Here is a 21,489-nt window from a genome sequence, read left to right on the forward strand (position 1 = left end):
CCCCCCCCCCGCCCCCCCCCCTGGCCCGGGGGGTGGGGGCCGGGGGGGGCCCGCGCATCCTCATCACGACGCGCGATGTTTCGTTCGACGATGCGCGATTTACGCCGTCGCAATTTTGCGCGCACATTGAACTGGGCGGGCTGGCGATGAGCGACGCGCTCGATTTGGCGGCAGACGTGCTGAACGACAACGGGATTGATCGCACGCGCATCAAGCGCGAAGATTTGATTGAATTGATGGATCGGCTGGGCGGGCATCCCTTGTCGCTCTACCTTGCGTTGCCGCATTTGCGCCGCGTCGCGCCGCGCGATTTGATCGCGCAGTTTGAAACGCTCTTGCCCGGGTTTGTGAACGGCGCGGCGAAGGAACGCAATGAAAGTTTGGCGGTCTCGTTGAATTATTCGTTGACGCGCTTGGGCGAGCAAACGCGCGCCGCGCTTCCCGCGCTTGCCGTGTTTCAGGGCGGCGCGCTGGAAGATGATTTGTTGGCAATTACGGAAATTGATGCGGAACTGTGGAAGACCGCGCGCGCGGAATTGCAAGCCGCCGCGCTCGTGAAGATAGAAACATTGCCCAACATTCAATTTCCATTTCTTCAATTCCATCCCACGCTCTTGCCGTATTTGGCAACCCAACTTGACAATGCGCGTCGCGCCGAATTGCAAGAACGTTATTGGAAACGATATTACGATGTTGCGCGTTACTTGTATCAAACCGACACCCAGCATCCGATTGAAGCGCGCGCGATCGTTGTGCGCGAAATGCCCAACCTCCGCCGCGCACTCGATCTTGCGCTCACTGCCGGGGCGATGGATGAGGCGGTGAATATTGCGGATAGCATTGCGAAATTTCTCAACAACTTTGGTCGTTGGCGCGAACGTGATGCGATGATGGAGAAAGTCAACAGTCAACAGTCGTCAGTCGCCAGTGATGGAAAATTGACGAAAGCGGAATATTTGTTGGACAGTCAGCGCGGGGATGCGTTGCGGCAACAGGGACACGCGGCGGAGGCGGAGCGGTTGTTCCGCGATTTGCTCAAGCGGATGGATGCGGGCGCGGCGTATGATGTCGAGTACGACCGCGCGATGACGCATTGGCGTTTGGGGCGTTGCCTTGCCGCGCAAGGGCGACCGGCGCAGGCAATCGAGTGGCATCGCCAAGCATTGCAAGTGTTCGGGCGGTTGAGCGCGATGGACAAGGATGCGAAGAAGATGTGGGCAGTTGTGCAAACTGATTTGGCATATAATCTTGCGGAGAACGGGAATTTTGGCGAAGCAGAAAAGGAATATGAAGCGGCGGTAAAACTTGCGCGCGAGGTTGATGACTCGCGGCAAGTTGGCGTCGCGCTCGGTCAACTGGGCACGCTGGCGATGCAACGCGGCGACCTGAAGACCGCGCACGAACGCTACACCGACGCGCTCAACACCTCCCGCGCATTGGGCGAGCAACAGAGCGAAGCAATTTATTTGCATCAGTTGGGGAGGGTGGCGCAAGAGGCGAAGCAGTGGGACGAGGCGGAGCGGTGCTATCGTGAGAGTCTGCGGCTTGAAGAGCAAATGAATCACGCCGAAGGTGTCGCGCAAACGTGCAACCAACTCGCGTGCGTCGCAGAAGGCGCGGGGCGGCTGGAGGATGCGGAGCGGTGGTATTTGCGAACAATCGAATACGCCGATTATTTGCCGGACAAAGGCGCGGCAGTTTATAACAACCTCGCCAACCTCTACCTCACCCTGCGCCGGCTGGATGAGGCGGAGCGTTACGCGCGCCGCGCGGTGGAAATTGTAGAGGCGTATCAAGTTCAAACTGAAGTTTGGAAATTTTACCAAATCCTTGCACAAATCGCGGACGCGCGCGGCAAGCGGGATGAAGCGGTGCAGTGGCGGCGCAAGTCGCAGGACAGTTTCGCGGCGTATGCCGGCGCGGCGTATAAAGTGCCGCAGTGGGCGGGGCAGTTTGTTCAACAAGTTGTCGCGGCGGTGCAAGGAAATGATGAAGCGCGGAAATCGGCGGAACAATTTTTGGCGCAAATGGAAAATGCCGGTTGGGGAAATCTGGAATCTGCCGTTCGTCGCATCTTGAGCGGCGAAACGGATTTTGAAAAGTTGCGTGATCCGCTGAATCGCGTGGAAGCGTACATCGTCCGCGAAATTCTTGCGGGTGGGCAAGCCCCCACCCCTGCCCCTCCCCCGTCTGCCAAAACCGGGCGGACAGGGGAGGGGGAAACTGCTCCCTCCCCTGCGGAGCGGGGGAGGGTCGGGGTGGGGGTTGAACAACAAGGCATCACGCTCGAACAACTGCTCGGCACTGTCGTCGCCGCGTGCAAACCGGGCGCGCCCGCCGGACTCGCGGAGCAATTGCACGCGCTCACGCGGCAAATGGCTACGGACGCGCAAATGTCGCCGGAAATTCGCGCGCTCGGTCGCGCGCTCAACCAAATTCTTTCCGGCGAACGCGCGCCGGATGTATCGGCACTGCCGCAACAATTGGCGGAGGCGGTGCGCGGAATGTTGCGCGAAATTGAGGAATAGAAATTCACCGCAGAGGCGCGGAGAACGCAGAGAGCGCGGAGAAATTATTTAAAAAAACTCCGCGCCCTCTGCGACTCTGCGGTAAAAATTTTCACGCATTACGTACCACGCAGAGGGCACCGAGAAATTTTTTTAAAAACTCCGCGTTCTCTGCGACCCTCTGCGACTCTGCGGTAAAAATTTTCACGCATTACGTACTACGCAGAGGGCACTGAGAAATTATTTTAAAAAACTCCGCGTTCTCTGCGACCCTCTGCGACTCTGCGGTAAAAATTTTCACGCATCACGCAATTCGCAATCTGAAATCTAAAATCTGAAATCCGAAATGGTTTCCCTTTCCGATAAACTAAAATCTCTCGGCGTCAAAATCGGCGCAAAGGATTTGCCGCCGCCGCGATCCAGGAATGCGTTCGCGATTGAAAACGTGACCGACGGTCGCGTCGTCGCGACCGAACTTGGCGAAGCGTTCATCGTCGAGCAAACGTACTCGAGCGCGTACCGTCACGGCAACACCGCGCTCCCGGTCAACGCGTCGCTCGCGACGATTGCGGACTGGGCGAATGAGCCGATGCTCGCGAAAGGCGACCTGACTCGCTGGGTGTTTCTCGACACCGAAACGTCCGGACTTGCGGGCGGTACTGGCACGTACGCGTTTCTCATCGGGCTGGGTCGCTTTGAACAAGACGCATTTCGCCTCACGCAAATTTTCATGCGCGATCCCAGCGAAGAACCCGCGACGCTCGCTGCGCTCACCGAGTTTTTGCAACCATGCGACACGCTCGTCACGTTCAACGGCAAATCGTTCGACGCGCCGCTTCTCCGCAATCGCTACGTTCTCAATCGCGCCGATGTGCCATTCGCGAATGCGGCGCACCTCGACCTGCTTCCGCTCGCGCGCCGTTTGTGGCGCGACCGGCTCGAAAGCCGCGCGCTCAAATCGCTCGAAGCGCACATTTTAGGAATGACGCGCAGCGAAGAAGACATTCCCGGCTTTTTGATTCCGCAAATGTATTTCGATTATTTGCAGAACGGCGACGCGCGACCGCTCACGCGCGTACTGTATCATAACGCGATGGATGTCGTCGCGATGGCGGCACTGCTGAGTCACATCGCGCAGATGCTCGACGACCCGCTGACGTTCGCGGTCGAACACGGACTCGACCTCATCGCGATTGGCAAGATGTTCGAAGACCTGGGTCGGCTCGACGAGGCGGTAAAGTTGTACGCGCGCGGCTTGGAGCAAGATGTGCCGGAAGAAAATTATCGCGCGACCGTGCAACGCTTCGCGCAATTGCAGAGACGACGCGGCGACACGCTCGGTGCGATTGAGTTGTGGCGCGCGGCGGCGGGCACGCGGCAAATCTACGCGTTCGTCGAACTCGCCAAGCATTTCGAGCATCGCGCGCGCGATTACGAGCAGGCGCTTCACTGGACGCGCGAGGCGCTCACGATTGTCGCGCAATCGCCGCCCGCGGTGCGCCGTGAATGGCGCGTCGCACTGGAACATCGGTTGGCGCGGGTGGAGCGCAAGTTGGGTAAATAGACGGGTAAACAAGTAGACAGGTAGACAGGTCACGACGACTTGTCTACCTGTTTGCTTTTCTACTTGTTTACCTTTGCACCACCGTAACGATTCGGTAACGATGACGCGGTATACTGTTGGCAATGAGTCAAGATCACCGGTCGTCAAAGCAATCTAAATCTGCCGGGGATGCGGCGGTAGATGGATTACTCAACGGAATGCTCGCGGGTCTCGCGGGTGGAGTCGTCGTCGTGATGGGTGGGCTGGCGAGCGGCGAGCGCGCGTTCGAGGTGTTCGCGCATTTCGATACGCCGCAACGCATGTCGGCGTTTGTCGGCGCGGCGCTTTACCTTGGCGTGTCCGGCTTGTTCGGTATTCTGTTTGGGATCGCGCGCGGCGCGTGGTCGCGTCTGCCTGCGCCGACCTGGCTGGTCGGTCTGGGCTATGGTATCGTGTTGTTGGGCTTTGATCTGTTGGTCGTGGCGCGCGGAGCTGAAGCGACATTGTCCGCAATTCCGTCGTGGTCGCTCGCGGCATCGCATCTCGTTTTCGGCGCGATGCTTGGTTGGTTGATTGGTCGCGTGGAGTTGTAGAGCAAGTTTCCAACTTGCTCATGGCAAGTTGGAAACTTGCCCTACAGATTCACATGGCAAGTTGGAAACTTGCCCTACAAGAGGGGAGCAAAATGGATATCGTGATGATCGTTTTGCGCTTGGCGCATATTTTCGGTGGTGTGTTCTGGGCGGGCGGCACGTTCATTCTGGTGGGAAATATCGAGCCGACTGTGCGCGGGCTTGGTCCTGAGGGTGGTCGCTTTATGCAGCGATTTGCCGGCGCGGGCGGCTTTTCGCGCGCGATGAGCATTGCCGCGGCGACGACGGTGATCGCCGGCGCATTGTTGTACTGGCGCGCTTCGCTTGGTTTTAGCGCGGCGTGGTTCGCGACTGGCTCGGGCATCACGTTGACAATTGGCGCGCTCGCCGGGATTGCCGGGGCAGTCGTCGGGTTCGCGATCAATGGGCGAACGGCGAATGCGATGGCGGCGCTCGGCGCGCAAATCGCGTCTGCCGGCGGACCACCCAAGCCAGAGCAACTCGCGCAGATGCAGGCGTACCAAGAAACATTGCGTCAAGGCGGTATGATCGGCGGTGTGTTGATCGCCATTGCACTCGCGTGTATGTCGGTCGCGCGGTACGTTTGAAGTAGGGCAAGTTTCCAACTTGCCAATCATTTTTGGAGGAGGAGAGATGTTCGTCAATATACTCGTGCAACTTGGTTTCATCGCCGTCGTCGTCCTGTTCGCGTTTCTTACTCTGCGCGCGTGGGGCAGCAAGAACGCGATTCTGAAATGGGGTGGCGTCGTTCTGTCCGGTTTGCTCACGCTCGTCGCGCTGGCGATTACCGGCGTTGCGTTGATGGGAATGCTGAAAACCTACGCGCCGCCCGGTAATCCGGTTTCGAATATCAAGGTGCAAGGCACACCGGAGCAAATCGCGCGCGGCGAAAAATTCGCAAATATGTGCACTGGTTGTCACTCGGTTGGCAACAAACTGCCGTTGATAGGCAGCACCCAAAACTTTGCCTTGATTCCAAATGGACCGAACCTAGGTTCGATCTATCCGCCGAACCTGACCCCGGCTGGCGAATTGAAAGATTGGTCGGACGGCGAAATTATTCGCGCGCTCCGCGAAGGCATTCACAAAAGCGGTCGCCCGCTGATCATCATGCCGTCCGAAGCGTTCCATAGTTTGAGCGATGCGGACGTGTACGCGTTGGTGGCGTACTTGCGTTCGCAACCGGCGACCAAGAATATACCTGAGAGTGACGCTCCGTCGAATTCTCCCAACATGCTGGGTGTCTTCATGTTAAGCATAGGTATGTTTAACACGAGCGCGCAACCGCCAATCACGCAACCGATCCCAGCGCCGCCACCTGGGGTGAATCTCGAAAATGGCAAGTATCTTACTACCGTCTTGGCGTGCGCGGATTGTCATGGCAAGAGTTACAAAGGCGGTGATCCTAGTGGTTTCGCACCGGTCGGTCCGAACATTCTCGCCATCGTACCCGCGTGGAGTGACGCGGATTTCATCAAACTGTTTCGCACCGGCACAGATCCGGCCGGCAAAGTCGTCGCCGAAGAAATGCCGTGGAAAGATTACGCCAAATTCAGCGACGATGAGTTGAAAGCGATCTTGATGTATCTCAAATCGCTCAAGTGAAATGATTGTGGCTAGTAGACTGACTATTTGATCTTGTCCCGCGAATCAAGTTGCGGCTAAAGCACGTTCAGGTCTTGTCATTTCGAGGCACGCTTTTTGTGCCGAGAAATCTCTCCTTGGTCGCGCGAGATTTCTCGCTTCGCTCGAAATGACAACTGGATAGAATTAAATGGTCAAACCACTAGTTTGTCATTGCGAGGCGCGGTTTTTTGCACCGAAGCCGCGAAGCGCCCGATTCGCTGATTGGGGATTGCTTCGCCGCTTCGCGGCTCGCAATGACACTTGTGGGTAATCACCGGACCGGGGGGATTGACAAATCTTGGAGCAAGTGAGTAAAATTTACTCGCTCTGGGAATGGGCAAGCGTGTGATGCGTTTTCGCTGTGGAAGCGCATCACGCGTTTGATATTTTGCAAAGCCAGGGTACCTGCTCAACCTTGCGAAGGTTTGCAGGCACAATTCTCTTGGAAGCGAATTTGCTGTCGTCGCTCAATTCCTCAGAAAAGTGTCTAGTACCTTCGCAAGGATGGGCTGAGTAGATACAAGCCAGGTCAATGGAAACGCAGTTCGATGTGATGGTGATTGGCGGCGGTCCCGCTGGGGTTACTGCCGCATTGCGCGCGAGCGAACTGGGCATGCGCGTCGCGCTCGTCGAGCGCGCACAGTTGGGCGGCACCTGCACGAACGATGGTTGTGTGCCGACGCGCGTGCTCGCCAAAGCCGCGCGCTTGGTGCGCGAGTCCAAACACTTTGCCGATTATGGTCTGCTGGGCGGCGCAACCCAGGTCGCGTGGGGCACATTGTTGGCGCGCGCCCAACAAACGGTGTATCGCATTCACGAAAAGAAACAACTCGCGGCGCACATCGCGAATGTCGGTGGACGCGTGTTCGAGAATGTCGGCGATGTGCGCTTTGTGGACGCGCACACGCTTGCGTTTGCAAATGGCGATGCTTTGCGCGCGGACAAGTTTATCGTCTGCGCCGGCGGACACACGCGGCGACTTGATATTCCTGGCATCGAGTATTGTCTGACGCATCGCGATATTTGGTCGCTCAAGCAGTTGCCTGCATCGGTGATCGTGATCGGCGGCGGCGGAACAGGCGCGCAAGTCGCATCAATTCTCGACGCGTTTGGCGTGCGCGTGTCGCTCGTTTCGCGCGGGCGCATCGTCGAGACGGAAGACGCGAGTGTGTCCAAGTGTGTCCACGAAGCATTCACGCGACGCGGGCTGAACGTCATCACGGCGATGCAAGCCATCGAACGCATCGAGAAACGCGCCGATGGTTTCACCGTGGAGTATCGGTGCGAGTCTGGGATCGAAGCGGTGCACGCGGACGTGGTGATGCTCGCGGCGGGCTGGGAAGCGAATGTCGCCGCGATGAATCTCGACGCGGCGGGCGTGAAAACAGAACGCGGCTATATCGCGGTGAATGATTTTCAGCAGACCTCTGCGCCGCACATTTTCGCGGCGGGCGATATTACCGGGCGCATGATGCTTGTCCAGAGCGCGGGCTATGAGGGTCGTCTGGCGGCGGAGAACGCGGTGCTGGGTGTGGGACAACCGTACAAACATCTCATCGTACCGCACGGCGGCTTTACTGATCCCGAGTACGCCGGGGTCGGTCTCACCGAAGCGCAGGCGCGCGCCAAACATGATGTCGTCGTCAGCATGGTGCCGTACTCCGATTTGGATCGCGCGGTGATTGACGATCACGCGTACGGATTTTTCAAGTTGATCGTCTCGCGCGAGACGCATCGCGTCCTGGGCGCGCACGTCGTCGGCGAGCAGGCGCTCGAAGTGATTCAACTCGTCGCGGCGGCGATGGCGGCGGAAACCTGGGTCGAGCAAATCGCGGAACTCGAACTCGCGTATCCGACGTTCACCGCGATTGTTGGGCTTGCCGCGCGCCAAGCGTCGGCGGAACTGGGCGTCGTGCCGCTCGCGCCGCAGTGGCGCGGCTTGTCGCAACTAGGCGCGCGGCTGGCGGAATGGGAGCGCTCGGATCAATGAACGCACGCGCATTATCAGATTTACAATTGACCGGTTGGCGGCTTGTTGGCGCGCGCGCGTTCGGGGCAGCGATGTTCATCGCGATGCCGGTGATTTTCGCGCAATCCATACCGGCGCGTGCGGCGCAACTGACGACCGTCGCGCTACAACACCAACGCGCGCTCGATCAACTTGGTTTAGGCGTTCGTTTTTTGCCCGCGTATCTTGGCGCGCTCGATCTAATCACTTTTGCGGCATGCTTCGTCGTCGCGCTGATCATCATTCTCCGCAAATCGGACGACCGCATGACGGTTTTCGTTTCAACGTTTTTGTTGGTCTATGGTTTTTCGATTGTTCGTCCGCCGGAATCGCTCGCGGAGATGGAACCGGCTCTGCGCGCGTGGATGAACGGAGTCCGCACGATTGGCGCGGGCGGCGCGCTCATTTTTACGTTCCTGTTTCCGGATGGACGATTCGTTCCGAGGTGGACGCGCTGGATCGCCGCGTTGTGGGGCGCGTGGGCGGCGAGTTACACGTTCTTTCCCGAAAGCGCGCTCAACCCCGAGCTGTGGCGCAATCCGCTTCGCGCGCCGATCTTCCTGGGCGTCTTTTTAATCGGGCTGATCGCGCAAGTGTATCGCTACGCGCGCGTCTCGACGCCCGCGCAACGACAACAGACCAAATGGGTCTTGCTCGGTTTGATATTCTTCCTGCTGGGGTACGCGTTGTTTTTCCTGCCGCCGATTTTTGCGCGCGCGTTGATCGAAGATTCCATGCTGCGTTTGGGGTACACGTTGATCGGCGTGCCGGTGTTTTATTTCGGCGCGTTGATGTTCCCCTTGTTGTTGGCGTTCGCGATTTCGCGTTATCGCTTGTGGGACATTGATCTCGTCGTCAGTCGGACGCTGGTGTACACCTTGCTCACGCTCGCGCTCGGCGTGATCTACTATTCGAATGTCGTGTTGTTGCAGCAAATTTTTCGCGTGCTCACCGGTCAGTTGCAGTCGGAACTCGTCACGGTCATGTCAACCCTCGCGATTGCCGCGCTGTTCAATCCGCTCCGCCGCCGTGTGCAAGATGGAATTGATCGCCGCTTCAATCGGCGCAAGTACAATGCGGCGCGCGTGCTCGCGGCGTTCAGCGCGACGGCGCGCGATGAAGTAGACATGGCGAAATTGCAAGACGCCTTGGAGACGGTCGTCAACGAGACGATGCGACCGGGTTATGTGTCGTTGTGGCTCAAGCCGACCGCGCAAGACGCCGCGCGTTCGACCGGGACGGCTGGCGAATGACGGCGACGCGTTGGGAGGATCACGCGCGGCTGGCTGGAACCTGGGTGTGGTTGGCGCGCGCAGGATGGCTCGTCGTCGCGACGCTGATGGTGGGCGTCAGCATCGCCTTCGTGCCGGTGCGGTGGGAGCAATTCCTCCGGCTCTTTGAACAAGACGCGGCGACGCTCGCGCAATGGGGCTGGCGCGCGGAAATCGGCGCGATGTTTCGCACGCTCGTTGGCTTGATCTTGCTGACGAGTAGCGCGGCGCTCGGCGGATTTGTGTTCTGGCGGCGGTCGGACAATTGGGTCGCGATGTTGACCGCGTTAATGTCCGTGTCGGTCGGCGCGCTCTTTAACAATTTGACCGCGTGGGTTACGATTCCGCCCGCGTGGTTTTTTCCGGTGAGCATCGTGCGCGTCGGCGCGCCCATGTTGGTTTTCCTCGCCACGTATCTTTTTCCCGATGGACGCTGGGTGATGCCCGGTTCGCGACTGTTCTGCGCGTTGTCGGTACTCGTGACCTTGTCCTGGACCGTGTTGCCGGATTCGCCGTTCAATATTTACAATCCCGCGCAATACACCAGCGGTGTCATCGTGACGGCGGGCATGATGTTGGTGGGGCTGATCGCCCAAGTCTATCGGTTCTCCCAGACGCGTAGCCCGATTTTGCAACAACAGACCAAGTGGATCGTATTTGGTTGGGTCTTTATTTCGATTGCGTTTGGATTCGTCTATTTGCCGCCGGTATTTTTCCCGGAACTGGGTCAACCCGGCGCGTCGCGGTTATTGTTCAATCTTTTCGCCGAACCGGTCTATCAAGCGAGTCTATGCGTATCGTTCGTCACCGCCGCCGTCTCCATCTTGCGTTATCGGCTGTACAACATTGATGTGATCGTGCGCCGCGCGTTAGTCTACTCGGCAATGACGACGATTTTGTTGCTGGTGTATTGGGCGAGCGTCCTCGTTCTGCAGCAACTCTTTCGCGCGTTCATCGGACAAACGTCCGAACTGGCGATCATCATTTCGACGCTGGGTCTCGCCGCGCTGTTTCAACCGTTGCGACGCGCGGTGCAAGACGCGATTGATCGCCGGTTCTACCGGTCCAAGTACGATGCCGCGCACGTGCTTGCGGCATTCAGTACGACCGCGCGCGACGAAGTAGACCTGGATCGCTTGCAGAGCGAATTGCTGCGCGCGGTGGATGAAACGATGCAACCTACGTACGTTTCGTTGTGGGTCAAACCGCGGAGCGAGTGAGGCAATGAAATTATCTTTTAGCGCGTGGATGCTCGCGGTCGCGTTGACGCTCGGCATTTTCATCGCCGCGATTCCGGCGCGGTACGCGCAACTCACGACGGTCACGCCGCTGGGCGATGATCCGCTGGTGATGTTGGCGACGACTGAAGCGGCGTTCATTCAAGACGCGGGTTGGTCGGTCGAACAGTACGCGTTGTACTTTATCGCGCTGGAAGTTTTGTTCGCGGCGGTGTTCGCCGCGCTCGGCGCGCTGATCGTGTGGCGCAAACGCGATCAAGGATTGGCGCAGTTCGCGTCGCTCACGCTCATCACGTTCGGTGTGCTCGTGCCGGCGACGCTGCGCGCGGTGGACGTGCCCGGATCGCGTTTGGAATGGGTGGTGCACGCGATTCAAAGTCTGGGTTGGCTGGCGTTCATGGCGTGCTTGTATCTTTTTCCAAACGGACGTTTCGCGCCGCGTTGGACGCGGTGGCTACTCGCGCCCTTTGGCGTGTGGGCGGTCGCGTGGGTATTCGTGCCGGCGGCGAATCCGTTCAATTGGTCGCTGGCGTGGATGTTGATCGCGTTCCTGGGTTCGTTCAGCACCGGCGTCCTCGCGCAAATGTATCGCTATGTCTTTGTCTCGTCGCCGCTCGAACGCGCGCAGACGCGTTGGGTCGTGTTCGCGTTTGCGCTTGCCACGCTCGGCATTCTCGCGTTTCTCGCGCCGACGATCCTGTCTCCGGCGACGCGCGAACCGGGAAGCGCGCGCGTGATTTATCACATGATCGGCGTGCCGGTCTTTGCATTCTCGTTGCTCCTGATTCCCGCGTCCATCGGTATCGCGATTTTGCGTTATCGGCTGTGGGATATTGATCTGTTGATTCGCCGCACGTTGATCTATGGCGTGTTGTCGGCGGCGTTGCTCGCGTTGTATTTCGGAAGTGTGGTCGCGCTGCAACAACTTTTCCGCGCGATGACCGGCGAGCAATCGGACGTCGCGATCATTCTTTCGACGCTCGTCATTGCCGGGGCGTTCAATCCGTTGCGGCACGTACTGCAGGACGCGATTGATCGGCGATTCTATCGGCGCAAGTACGACGCGGCGCGCGTTCTCGATGCGTTCGGCGCGACCGCGCGCGACCAGGTTGAGTTGAACGCGTTGACCCAGCATTTGCTTCACGTCGTCGAAGAAACGATCCAACCGACGAGCGCGAGTCTGTGGCTGAAATCGGATCGCCGCGAAAAAATGTAATTGGAATCTATAGATTTCGCAGATTCCACAGATTGTTCTTTTCTGTGAAATCGGTGTAATCTGTAGTTGCTTACTCTGAGTAATGACGCGTTGTCTTTTTGAAATGGAACATGGATGGCAAGTTTTTTGCGACGATTGAGCCAGATTTTTTTTCGCAAGTCGAACGGCGCGGCGCGCGACCAAGCGTTCGCGGCTACATCCGCGCGCGGGGCAGTGACGCCGTTTGACCTGGATATCGCGCCGGACGATCCACTCCTCGCGTATTTACAGCAGAGCTCGAACGCGGTCGAAGTGGGGCGCGTGAATCTCGAATCGGCGGCATTGCGCGCGTTGAAACAAGCCGGCGTCAAGGTCGTCGTGCCGCTCGTCAGTCAAGGCGAGTTGATCGGTTTGTTGAACCTGGGTCCGCGTTTGGGCGAGCAAGAGTATTCGAGCGGCGATTTCAATTTGCTCGACAATTTGGCGACGCAAGCCGCGCCGGCGGTGCGCGTGGCGCAATTGGTGCAGCAGCAACAGTTCCAAGCGCAAGAGCGCGAGCGCATGGCGCAAGAGTTACGCGTAGCGCGCTTGATTCAGCAAACCTTGTTGCCCAAGCAACTCCCGCACGTCGCCGGGTGGCGGCTCGCGGTGCATTATCAACCGGCGCGCGAAGTCGGCGGCGACCTCTATGATTTTTTCGAATTGCCGGATGGACGGCTGGTTATCGCGGTGGGCGATGTGACGGACAAGGGCGTGCCCGCCGCGCTCGTGATGGCGACGACGCGCGCGGTGTTGCGCGGCGCGGCGCGGCGCGAACTTTCGCCGAGCGAGGCGCTGGAACGTTCGAACAATTTGCTTTGCCCGGAAATGCCGCCCGCGATGTTCGTCACGTGTCTCTATGCGATTCTCGATCCGACGACCGGACGCTTGCAGTACGCGAACGCCGGACACAATCCGCCGTACCGCCGGCACGACGGCGCGGCGGACGAGTTGCGCGCGACCGGGATGCCCCTTGGGCTGATGCCGGGAATGAAGTACGAAGAAAAAGAAACCGTGCTCGTCCCCGGCGATAGTGTTCTGCTGTACAGCGACGGTTTGATCGAAGCGCACAACGCGCGGCGTGAGATGTTTGGTTTCGCGCACTTGCGTGAGCTGGTCGCGCAACACGCGTCCGGTAGTTCGACGTTGTTGCCGTTTTTGATGGAGCAGTTACGCCAATTCAGCGGCGCGGGCTGGGAACAGGAAGACGATATCACCATGCTGATGCTGGAACGTTTGCATTTTACCGATGCCGACCGACGCGATTTGAAAACGCGCGACGAATTTACGTTGCCGAGTGAGCCAGGAAACGAACGCGTCGCGATGGCGCGCGTCGCGAATGTCGCGCGCGGGCTGGGTTTGCCGAACGCGCAACTCGACCGCCTCAAGACGGCGGTCGCGGAGACGACGATGAACGCGATCGAGTACGGCAATCGCAATCATGCGGATGTGCCGGTGGAAATTCGCGTTGCCGCGTCGGACGAGTTGCTCGCGATTTACATCACCGATCAAGGCACGGGTGTGCCCGGCGGCGAACCGCCCACGCCGAACCTCGAAGCGAAACTCGCCGGTCTGCAATCGCCGCGCGGCTGGGGTTTGTTCCTCATCAAAAAAATGGTTGATGAGATGAACGTCATCGCAGGGGACAAGCACACCGTCGAACTGATCGTCCGCATCAAGGATGGGTGAAATGGATCCAAGTCCGTTTGCGGCGAAGGTGCGCGCATTATCGCGAATGCGCGCCATCGAAATGTCAGGCGAGATTGACGGCTCGCAAAGCGATCAACTGATGGCGCTATTCAATCAAGTGGTGATCCAAAAACCGTCCGCGGTTCTTTTAGATTTTACAGAGATTGGGTACATCAATAGCAAAGGTATTGCGGCAATTGTGGCGATGTTGACCCGCGCGCAACTCGCCCAAGTCCGTCTGTTGGCGTGCGGCTTGAGCGAGCACTATCGAGAGATTTTTCAAATTACGCGGCTGTCTGATTTTATCGAAATTTATTCGGATCAGGCGACGGCAATGAATTCCGTCAAGTAAGGAGGGGACATGGCAGGGAAAGCGACGGTCACGGCGCGCAACGTGCGCGAAGGAGTGAGCATTCTCGACATTCAGGGTGAGATCAACGCGTTCGCGGAGAACGCGCTGATGGATGCGTACACGCAAGCGACGAGCGCGAACGCGCGGGTGATCATTTTGAATTTCACCGGCTTGGAGTACATGAACAGTTCCGGCATCGGTCTCTTGGTAACACTGCTCATTCGCGTGAATCGGCAGAAACAGAAATTGTTGACGTACGGACTCAACGAACACTATCAGCAAATTTTTGGACTGACGCGCTTGAACGAAGCGATTCGCATCTGCCTTTCGGAAAGCGATGCGCTGGCGAACGCGTGAACCTATGAAAATCTATGACATCTCAATTCCAATGACGCCGACGATGCCGACGTATCCCGGCGATCCCACCGTGAGCATCGAGCCGGTTTTGCGAATCGCGCACGGTGATAATGCGAATGTCTCGCGCTTGACGTTTGGCAATCACACTGGCACGCACGTAGACCCGCCAGTGCATTTCATTCCCGGCGGCAAGACGGTTGACCAACTCGATTTGAACACGCTCGTTGGTTCCGCGCGCGTCGTAGACTTGACGCGCGTAAAAAAGATCATTACTGCCGCCGATTTGGAACGCGCGCGGATTCCGCGCCGTGTGACGCGCGTGCTCTTCAAAACGCGTAACTCGGCGATGTGGCGACGCGCGGGCTTTCAAAAAGATTTTATCGCGCTCGCGCCCGACGCGGCAGTGTGGCTGGTCGCGCGCGGGGTTAAGCTGGTCGGCATTGATTACCTCAGCGTCGAAGCGTTCGGCGTACCAGAACCGGCAACGCACCGCACGTTGCTGGGCGCGGGAGTGATTGCGGTTGAGGGATTGAACTTGAGCGGGATCACGGCGGGAACGTACAAACTGGTGTGCTTGCCGATTAACGTGCAAGGTGGCGATGGTAGTCCGGCGCGCGCGATCTTGATCGAGGAATGACGCGGCGCGTGTGACCCATGCACGCATTGATTGACCCAGTTTGCAATCGAATTTGACGTTTGCGCGAGATATGCGCGGGGATACAAGGGCGAAGCATTCGCCGCCGTGGTTCAGTTTTGGCAAGTGCACTTTGAAGTACCAGCATCGGCGAATGCCTCGTCCCAACGATATCAAATCAATCTGAGGTGAAATGCAAATGCGAGAAAATGTAGTGCGCGCGATGCTCAAACGCGGCGAGTCCGTGTACGGCATGATGATCTCCGAGTTCGACAGCCCGGTGATTCCGGTCATTATGGCAGATGCAGGGCTAGACTTTGTCATTCTCGACATGGAGCACGGCTCGTTCACGTTGACGAGTGCGTTGCACATTTTGCAAATGGCGCGCCTGGCGAACATTACGCCACTCGTGCGCGTGCCGGATGGGATGTACCACGTCATCGCGCCAGTGCTCGATGCGGGCGCGCAAGGCATCGTCGTGCCGCGCGTCGAAACGCGCGAGGTCGCCGAACGTTCCATCGCGGCGATGCGCTATCCGCCGCTTGGCGTGCGCGGCATCTACGGCGGTAAGGCGAACAATGATTACCAGCCGGTTAAGTTGATGGAGTACACGCGTCACGCGAACGACAACATCCTCGCGATCATTCAAATCGAATCGAAAACCGCGGTCGAACGCGCGGACGAATTGCTCGCGACCCCAGGTCTGGACGGTGTGCTCGTCGGACCCTGGGACTTGGCATCCTCGCTCGGCATTGACCCAAGCGATGCGATGGTCGAGACGATGGTGCAACGCGCGCTCGATGCAACCAAGCGGCACCACGTCGCGTGCGGCATTCATGTCGGCGATCCCAGGGTCATCAAGCAGTGGCAAGCGCGCGGGATGACGTTTCTCTCGTGCCTCGGCGATCTCGAAATGTTGCGGAACGCCGCATACGCGCTGAACAAGGCATTGCGCGGATAACGCGCGAGGCGATTCGTAGATTCCGGCTCTCGCGCTATCGTCGTCAAGAAAAAGATTGGGAACTTTGGATTTTGTAGGGACGTTCGCGGAGCGTGCAACGGCTCTACAAAATCCAATTCTAAAAATAATCCCCAACATCTCGAGAAACAATCAGCCCGTCTCGATTTATCGAGGCGGGCTTTTGTACGTGAACTTGTCAATCGAAACGGACACAGTCCTACGCGGATGGCATCCTAATCATCGTCCCATTCGAATTGGGCAAAGTAGATGTCTTCTTCGACCGTGTCGTTCAAGCCGCGCGTATCTGCCCACACGACGTATGGTTTGCCTTTGGCATCCGTCGCGACCCACATGTAATCGCCGAGAAAACCGGCTTCGATGGGGTTGTTTGCAGGAGTGAGATTGGGCATGGAGCCGGTGGTCAGTCTCTTGTACTTGACGGATGGATTGGGAGAGGCGGGGTTCTTGATCCGCGCGAGCGTGATGTCGTTGCAGCCGGTCGTTTCGCAATTGCCGTACGAACGATCATAGTACGCGGCGTACAGCGTGCGACCATCTGGCGTTATCGCGCTCCACGGTTGCCACTGCGCGCTCGCGTTGAACTTGGACTTGGGGGTGATGTTGAACGGCGCGCTCCAGGTCGTGCCGCCATTCGTCGAGTAGGAATAGAACACGTCGTTGTCGCAGGGTGGGGTCGCCGTGGAGGCAGAGCCGGTGCATGTTCCGCCCCCGTTGCGAAAGTCGGACCACGAGACGAACAATTTGCTGTTCTTGTCCACCGACGTCGAAATCGAAGTGAACTCTGGCACGCGATACCCGTTGGGTGGGAGACACTGGCGACCGGCTGGGCAGCCCGCCGCGCTCGGACCCGTCGGGTGATTATCAATCAAATCTCCCACTTTGACTGGCGCGCTCCAACTTGCCGCGAGCGCGCAATTCGCGGCAGCCGGACATTTGACGAACAAGACTTGATTGACACCGACGAGCGGTGTGTTCGCGTTGCCGAACGCGACATAGATCGTTCCGTCCGGACCGACGATGGGATGCGATCCTTGATCCTGGTCGCATTGGTTGGGTTGACCGGTCGTGCCGCTGCCGACGGTGCAGGCGGTGGTGTTTTTCCCACTGATCTCGACTCCGGGCGACCAGGTCGCGCCGCCATTGGTAGATTGGCTAAAGTAGATCGGACTATTCGTCGCGGTAAAGCGCGTCCAGGTTGCGTAGACATTGTTTTTCTTCGGACTGGATGCGTTGGCATCCGCGACGATGTACTCTTTGTCGTGAAAGACATTCGGGTTATTGTCGTTCGCGACGACTCCTACCGGCGTATCGCGGTAGGTCTGGAACGACAGACTCGCGTCGGGCGAATGATAGAACGCACCGCCAATGCCGGCATTCGACTTGACGACGACGAATGCGCTTGCGGCTGAGTTGATGTCGAACAAAATTCCGCCGACGTAGGCGTTGCCGTTCGCGTCGAAGGTGGCAGTCGGATCACTGCACGCATCCGCGGTGTGCCCGTCCGCTAGGATGAATTGCCAGAAGGGTGGGACTTGATCGCCCCAGGTTCGTCCGCCATCAAACGACCAGTCGTAGCCGCAGTGGTTGAAACCGATGCGGCTATCATTCTGACCGGCGATGAGGTTGCGCGGATTCGTTGGGTTGATCGCGATCACCTCTTCCGCTTGCCGGCGAAGCGAACAGTCTTGATTGACGCGGATGTTGAGCAAACCATCCGGTCCCTTGAAGACATTCTGGCATCCTTGCGTGCCGGAACTCGACAAGTTCTTGGGGCGCTTGTCGTCATGACCCTGGGCTTTCGCTTCCGCGGCGCGCTTTGCCAATTCGCCGGACGCTTCGAGCACAGCATACATCGTGCCAGACGATATACGCATTTCGTGTTTGCTGGTCTTGATTTCGCCGCGTTCAATTTGCAGTTGCCGCGCAAGAATTTTGTTGGCGGGTCCCTGAGATTGGGCGGTGGGCGCCGTGTCCGGCATGGCGACGAACACCAAGAACATCATCGCCGACAGCATGACTGCCAGCGCTATTTTGGTTCGCATGTTGCTCCTCCTTCCAGGATTTGTGAATAACATGGGCAATTTTCAGTCACGCGATAAATAGATATTTTTCGCTATCCGCCTCCGAGATAGAACCACATCAAATCGTGGAGTTGGCTTGCTCATCTTTTTAGCCACAGAAAATTTCCGTGTGTTTCTGTGTGGCGCGAAGCGTATGGCAGAATGGATGTCCACGATTCGGTAGGGGGCTACACTGCCTCCTTTCTGCCAAACAAAAAGAAGAGTCTACCTAGAAATGGACTCTTCTATCTGATTGGAACGATTGAATTGAATAGGAATGCAAAACAGAAAACAACGCACGCGCCAAACGAGCTGCGTAAGTTTCCGCACGGATACACACGAACAGAGCACTCAGTTAGGACGTGTATCACGATAACTCCGCTGTCATCACGGGAGACATGCTCACTCATCAAGCATGCCAAGAATATAGCGGCGATTATAGCGAAAACGTGTCATTCGTCAATGCCCCATTGTTCTAAAAATCGCAAGGGGAACTTGCCAAGCCGGATAGCGTCATTATAATCAGACACGGAGGTGAAAATGAAACCTTTTCCATTCCTGGTTGTCCTGGCATTCGGCGCGATCATCGGATGTTCGGCGCAACCAACTATTGTGCCGTTGGCTAAAATCGAAACGCCCATGGTGTTGAAAATATCTACGGATGTACCGACCACAAGCGCGCCAACCGTTGCTTCTGCTCCGAAGAGTCCTAGCCCCAGTTTGACCGCACCATCCACACCATCGCGTCTCACGCCCCCGGCAACCACAATTCCCAGCCCCGGACTTACCCAGACGCCGCCTGCTGCAACGGGCGTTCCGGCGACTCAAACCCAGGCAAGTGCTCTGCCTAGTGGAACAACGAAAACATACTCGAATGCTAAACTGGGGATCACGCTCGATTATCCGGGCGATTGGTCGGTAACTGAGTCGGCGAACGGCGCAAAATTCACATCGCCGCGCGGCGAGACGATTGACCTGGGATTGGTGGACACACACAACCAGTTGCCCGAAGATTTTCTGATCGAGACACAACTACCGAATATGCGTTGTCTCAACAGCACCAATTTACATGGCGTCACGATTCGCAATTGTTTGGATACGGTGTCGTTCAGTTACACTGCGCATCTGATTCTCAAACTGCCGAACGGCGTAACGCGCCTCGTCGTGATTTACATGCGCGCCAAATCCCCCAATCCAGTCTTTGACGCGATGATTGCCTCCGCGCGGATCACACCCTAGAGCAGGGCGTTCAGATTCCCAAAGTTTTTGGAAACTTTGGGAATCTGAATAGCGCAACTATAAACTCAAGTGGAATTCGTCCTAAATGAAAGGAACCATGCCCAGTCTCGTCTTCGACCAAGCCGTTTCGTTCTACGACAAAACGCGCGCCGATCCTGAATGGGTTGCGAACGCGATTACCGATTCGCTCATCAAACTAGGCGAGATCACAACCAGGTCACGCGTGCTGGAAATTGGTATCGGCACGGGACGCATTGCGTTGCCGGCGCTTGGACGCGGCATCCCCATCACCGGGATTGATCTGTCGCGCGCGATGATGGCAGAGTTGGAGAAAAAGATCGCGGGGCAGAATCATCGCGTCGCGCTTGTGCAAGCGGACGCGAACGGGTTGCCGTTTCGCGATGCCGCGTTCGATTGTGCGTACGCGGTGCACGTCTATCACGTCGTCGCGAATTGGCAGCGCGCATTGCGTGACGCGTGGCGCGTCGTCAAGCCAGGCGGTCATTTGCTCGTCAATTATCACGATCACGAACCGCGCGCAGTGTTCAGTCGGATGCGCGCCAAACTTGCTGAGATGGCGCGCGCCGCCGGTGTCGAGACGCGCCGACCGGGCGCGCAATCGTCGGACGAACTGCGCGATGAATTGAATCAATTCACCAAAACGCGCGTCGTCGAAATCGCGCGCTGGCATGAGACGGTTGTGCCGGCGCAAATGATTCAAGGTCTTGCCGCGAAAAGCGTGTCCGAGACCTGGCTCATTCCCGATGATTTGCTCGCGCGACTCATCCCGCGTGTACGCGCGTGGGCGCAAGCCGAGTTGGGTGATCTATCGAACGAAATCATCGAACATGAAAAATTCGTCTGGATCATTTCGCAAAAACTGGGCTGAGGCAATGGGTCGCCAAACCCCCTTGACCAATCATTTGATCGCAATTAAAATTCGAGCGTGTGATTCTTCAGGCATCAGCCCTGACTAGATTGAAAATGTGAATGGCTGACAACCGCCGATCTTCAACTGGTTTGATTGTTCTCGCGGTATTCATCATCGCGCTAGGCGTGTTTCTCTGGGCATTGTTCAACTTTCTCGGCTCAGTGAATCGCGCTGAAACTGCATCGGTTACAACCACAACGCCGACCGTGGGCACAACCTTTACGCCGATTTCGCGCGCAACCGACACGCCGATCGCGCCCACGGCAACGCCTACGCGCGTTCAACCCTCGCCCACCGCGATTCTACCTACGGCAACGTCCACACGCGCCGCGCCATCGCCCACCGCGACCGCGCCGCGCGTAGCGCCATCCCCGACTTTAATTGCCCCTGCGCCAGTGGCGCTCACCAAGCAGACGTACAGTACATTGACGATTCAATCTGCGGTGACGGATCGCCCCGCGGCATCGCATGCTGATCTCAATTTGAAATTGCGTGGCTTTGCGCCGTTCAAATCGGATCTCGAATTGATGGACTTGGAGGGCGCGACCGATGGTGCTGCGCCGCAGTTATCGAGTCTCTTGACCGGTAGCCGCGATCCGGTGGTCAAGGCAGTTTATCGCGTCAATAACTGGGATTGGGGTTGCAATTGCAAAGCCAAACCGATTGACGATCCCGATGTGACGTTAGTCGGATTTGGAGTTACACCTGGGGAACCGATTCACGTACCGCACGCTAACATTGACATCGGTAACAAGAATCAAGTCATGGTGTTGTATGCCGACGCGGACAGCATCACGCTCGTTTATACGCGCAATGACAATGTGACCCAGGGTTACATCGTGCACGTTGCGGGCGTCGCAATTGAGCCCGACCTGCTTGCGCTATATCAGCAGTTGAACAGTGCGGGACGCGCGTCATTGCCCGCGCTCAAGGAATACCAGGTGTTGGGCGTCGCGCCGACCAACGAAATCAGGATTGCGGTACGCGATACCGGCGCCTTTATGGATCCACGGTCGCGCAAGGATTGGTGGCGCGACAAACCCAAGCCACAATTGCCGCCGAGTATGATGAAACCCCGTCCCTAGCGCGGCGAAAGAAATGTATGCCGAATTCGCGGCGCATCCAGAATGATGCGCCGCGTTTTTTTATCTGCTTTGTAACTACTCAGCCATCGTTCCTTTATCCGCGAATTACGCGAATCTTC

The 21,489-nt window shown here is 57.7% G+C and carries 18 protein-coding genes; 17 read left to right on the top strand and 1 reads right to left on the bottom strand.

Annotated elements, in window-relative coordinates; genetic code table 11:
- The first annotated feature begins 32 nt into the window (after positions 1-32).
- The 14 genes from HY868_02240 (at position 33) to HY868_02305 (ending at position 16,034) form a co-directional block, all read left to right on the top strand.
- A complete protein-coding gene (locus HY868_02240; GenBank protein MBI5300929.1) occupies positions 33-2,528 on the top strand; it encodes a tetratricopeptide repeat protein in 2,496 nt (831 codons plus the stop codon).
- Positions 2,529-2,853: 325 nt separating this feature from the next.
- Entirely contained in the window at positions 2,854-4,071 is a 1,218-nt protein-coding gene (locus HY868_02245) for a ribonuclease H-like domain-containing protein (protein MBI5300930.1), read from the top strand.
- 122 nt (positions 4,072-4,193) lie between these two features.
- On the top strand, positions 4,194-4,643 hold the full coding sequence (locus HY868_02250) for a hypothetical protein (GenBank protein MBI5300931.1): 450 nt from the start codon (positions 4,194-4,196) through the stop codon (positions 4,641-4,643).
- A 92-nt stretch (positions 4,644-4,735) separates the two neighbouring features.
- Positions 4,736-5,251, top strand: coding sequence for a hypothetical protein (locus HY868_02255; protein ID MBI5300932.1), 516 nt, complete (start codon positions 4,736-4,738; stop codon positions 5,249-5,251).
- 46 nt (positions 5,252-5,297) lie between these two features.
- The gene (locus tag HY868_02260) at positions 5,298-6,269 is read left to right on the top strand and encodes a c-type cytochrome (protein ID MBI5300933.1); all 972 of its coding nucleotides are present in this window, start codon (positions 5,298-5,300) and stop codon (positions 6,267-6,269) included.
- A 553-nt stretch (positions 6,270-6,822) separates the two neighbouring features.
- Entirely contained in the window at positions 6,823-8,280 is a 1,458-nt protein-coding gene (locus HY868_02265) for an NAD(P)/FAD-dependent oxidoreductase (GenBank protein MBI5300934.1), read from the top strand.
- Complete coding sequence (locus HY868_02270; protein MBI5300935.1) at positions 8,277-9,551, top strand: hypothetical protein; 1,275 nt, start codon at positions 8,277-8,279, stop codon at positions 9,549-9,551. Before HY868_02265 ends, HY868_02270 begins: the two co-directional genes overlap by 4 nt.
- A complete protein-coding gene (locus tag HY868_02275; GenBank protein MBI5300936.1) occupies positions 9,494-10,789 on the top strand; it encodes a hypothetical protein in 1,296 nt (431 codons plus the stop codon). Before HY868_02270 ends, HY868_02275 begins: the two co-directional genes overlap by 58 nt.
- Before the next feature lie 4 nt (positions 10,790-10,793).
- A complete protein-coding gene (locus HY868_02280) occupies positions 10,794-12,023 on the top strand; it encodes a hypothetical protein (GenBank protein ID MBI5300937.1) in 1,230 nt (409 codons plus the stop codon).
- A gap of 114 nt (positions 12,024-12,137) precedes the next feature.
- Positions 12,138-13,730: a SpoIIE family protein phosphatase gene (locus tag HY868_02285; GenBank protein MBI5300938.1), complete on the top strand. Its 1,593-nt coding sequence runs from the start codon at positions 12,138-12,140 to the stop codon at positions 13,728-13,730.
- Position 13,731: 1 nt separating this feature from the next.
- Positions 13,732-14,082: an STAS domain-containing protein gene (locus tag HY868_02290; protein MBI5300939.1), complete on the top strand. Its 351-nt coding sequence runs from the start codon at positions 13,732-13,734 to the stop codon at positions 14,080-14,082.
- Between the two features lie 9 nt (positions 14,083-14,091).
- Positions 14,092-14,439, top strand: coding sequence for an STAS domain-containing protein (locus HY868_02295; protein MBI5300940.1), 348 nt, complete (start codon positions 14,092-14,094; stop codon positions 14,437-14,439).
- A 4-nt stretch (positions 14,440-14,443) separates the two neighbouring features.
- A complete protein-coding gene (locus HY868_02300) occupies positions 14,444-15,076 on the top strand; it encodes a cyclase family protein (GenBank protein MBI5300941.1) in 633 nt (210 codons plus the stop codon).
- Between the two features lie 196 nt (positions 15,077-15,272).
- A complete protein-coding gene (locus HY868_02305; protein ID MBI5300942.1) occupies positions 15,273-16,034 on the top strand; it encodes an aldolase in 762 nt (253 codons plus the stop codon).
- A 233-nt stretch (positions 16,035-16,267) separates the two neighbouring features.
- Here the strand turns inward: HY868_02305 and HY868_02310 are convergent, their stop codons facing one another.
- Positions 16,268-18,097 carry an exo-alpha-sialidase gene (locus HY868_02310; GenBank protein ID MBI5300943.1) on the bottom strand — a complete coding sequence of 610 codons (1,830 nt, stop codon included), beginning with the start codon at positions 18,095-18,097 and terminating at the stop codon, positions 16,268-16,270.
- Between the two features lie 558 nt (positions 18,098-18,655).
- Between HY868_02310 and HY868_02315 the strand changes: the two genes are divergently transcribed.
- The 3 genes from HY868_02315 (at position 18,656) to HY868_02325 (ending at position 21,370) form a co-directional block, all read left to right on the top strand.
- The gene (locus HY868_02315; protein MBI5300944.1) at positions 18,656-19,354 is read left to right on the top strand and encodes a hypothetical protein; all 699 of its coding nucleotides are present in this window, start codon (positions 18,656-18,658) and stop codon (positions 19,352-19,354) included.
- Between the two features lie 97 nt (positions 19,355-19,451).
- Complete coding sequence (locus tag HY868_02320; GenBank protein MBI5300945.1) at positions 19,452-20,243, top strand: class I SAM-dependent methyltransferase; 792 nt, start codon at positions 19,452-19,454, stop codon at positions 20,241-20,243.
- 101 nt (positions 20,244-20,344) lie between these two features.
- Positions 20,345-21,370 (top strand): hypothetical protein, encoded by a 1,026-nt coding sequence (locus HY868_02325; GenBank protein MBI5300946.1) that lies wholly within the window; start codon positions 20,345-20,347, stop codon positions 21,368-21,370.
- Positions 21,371-21,489 lie beyond the last annotated feature (119 nt).

Source organism: Chloroflexota bacterium (genome assembly GCA_016219275.1).
Classification (GTDB): Bacteria; Chloroflexota; Anaerolineae; order UBA4142; family UBA4142; genus JACRBM01.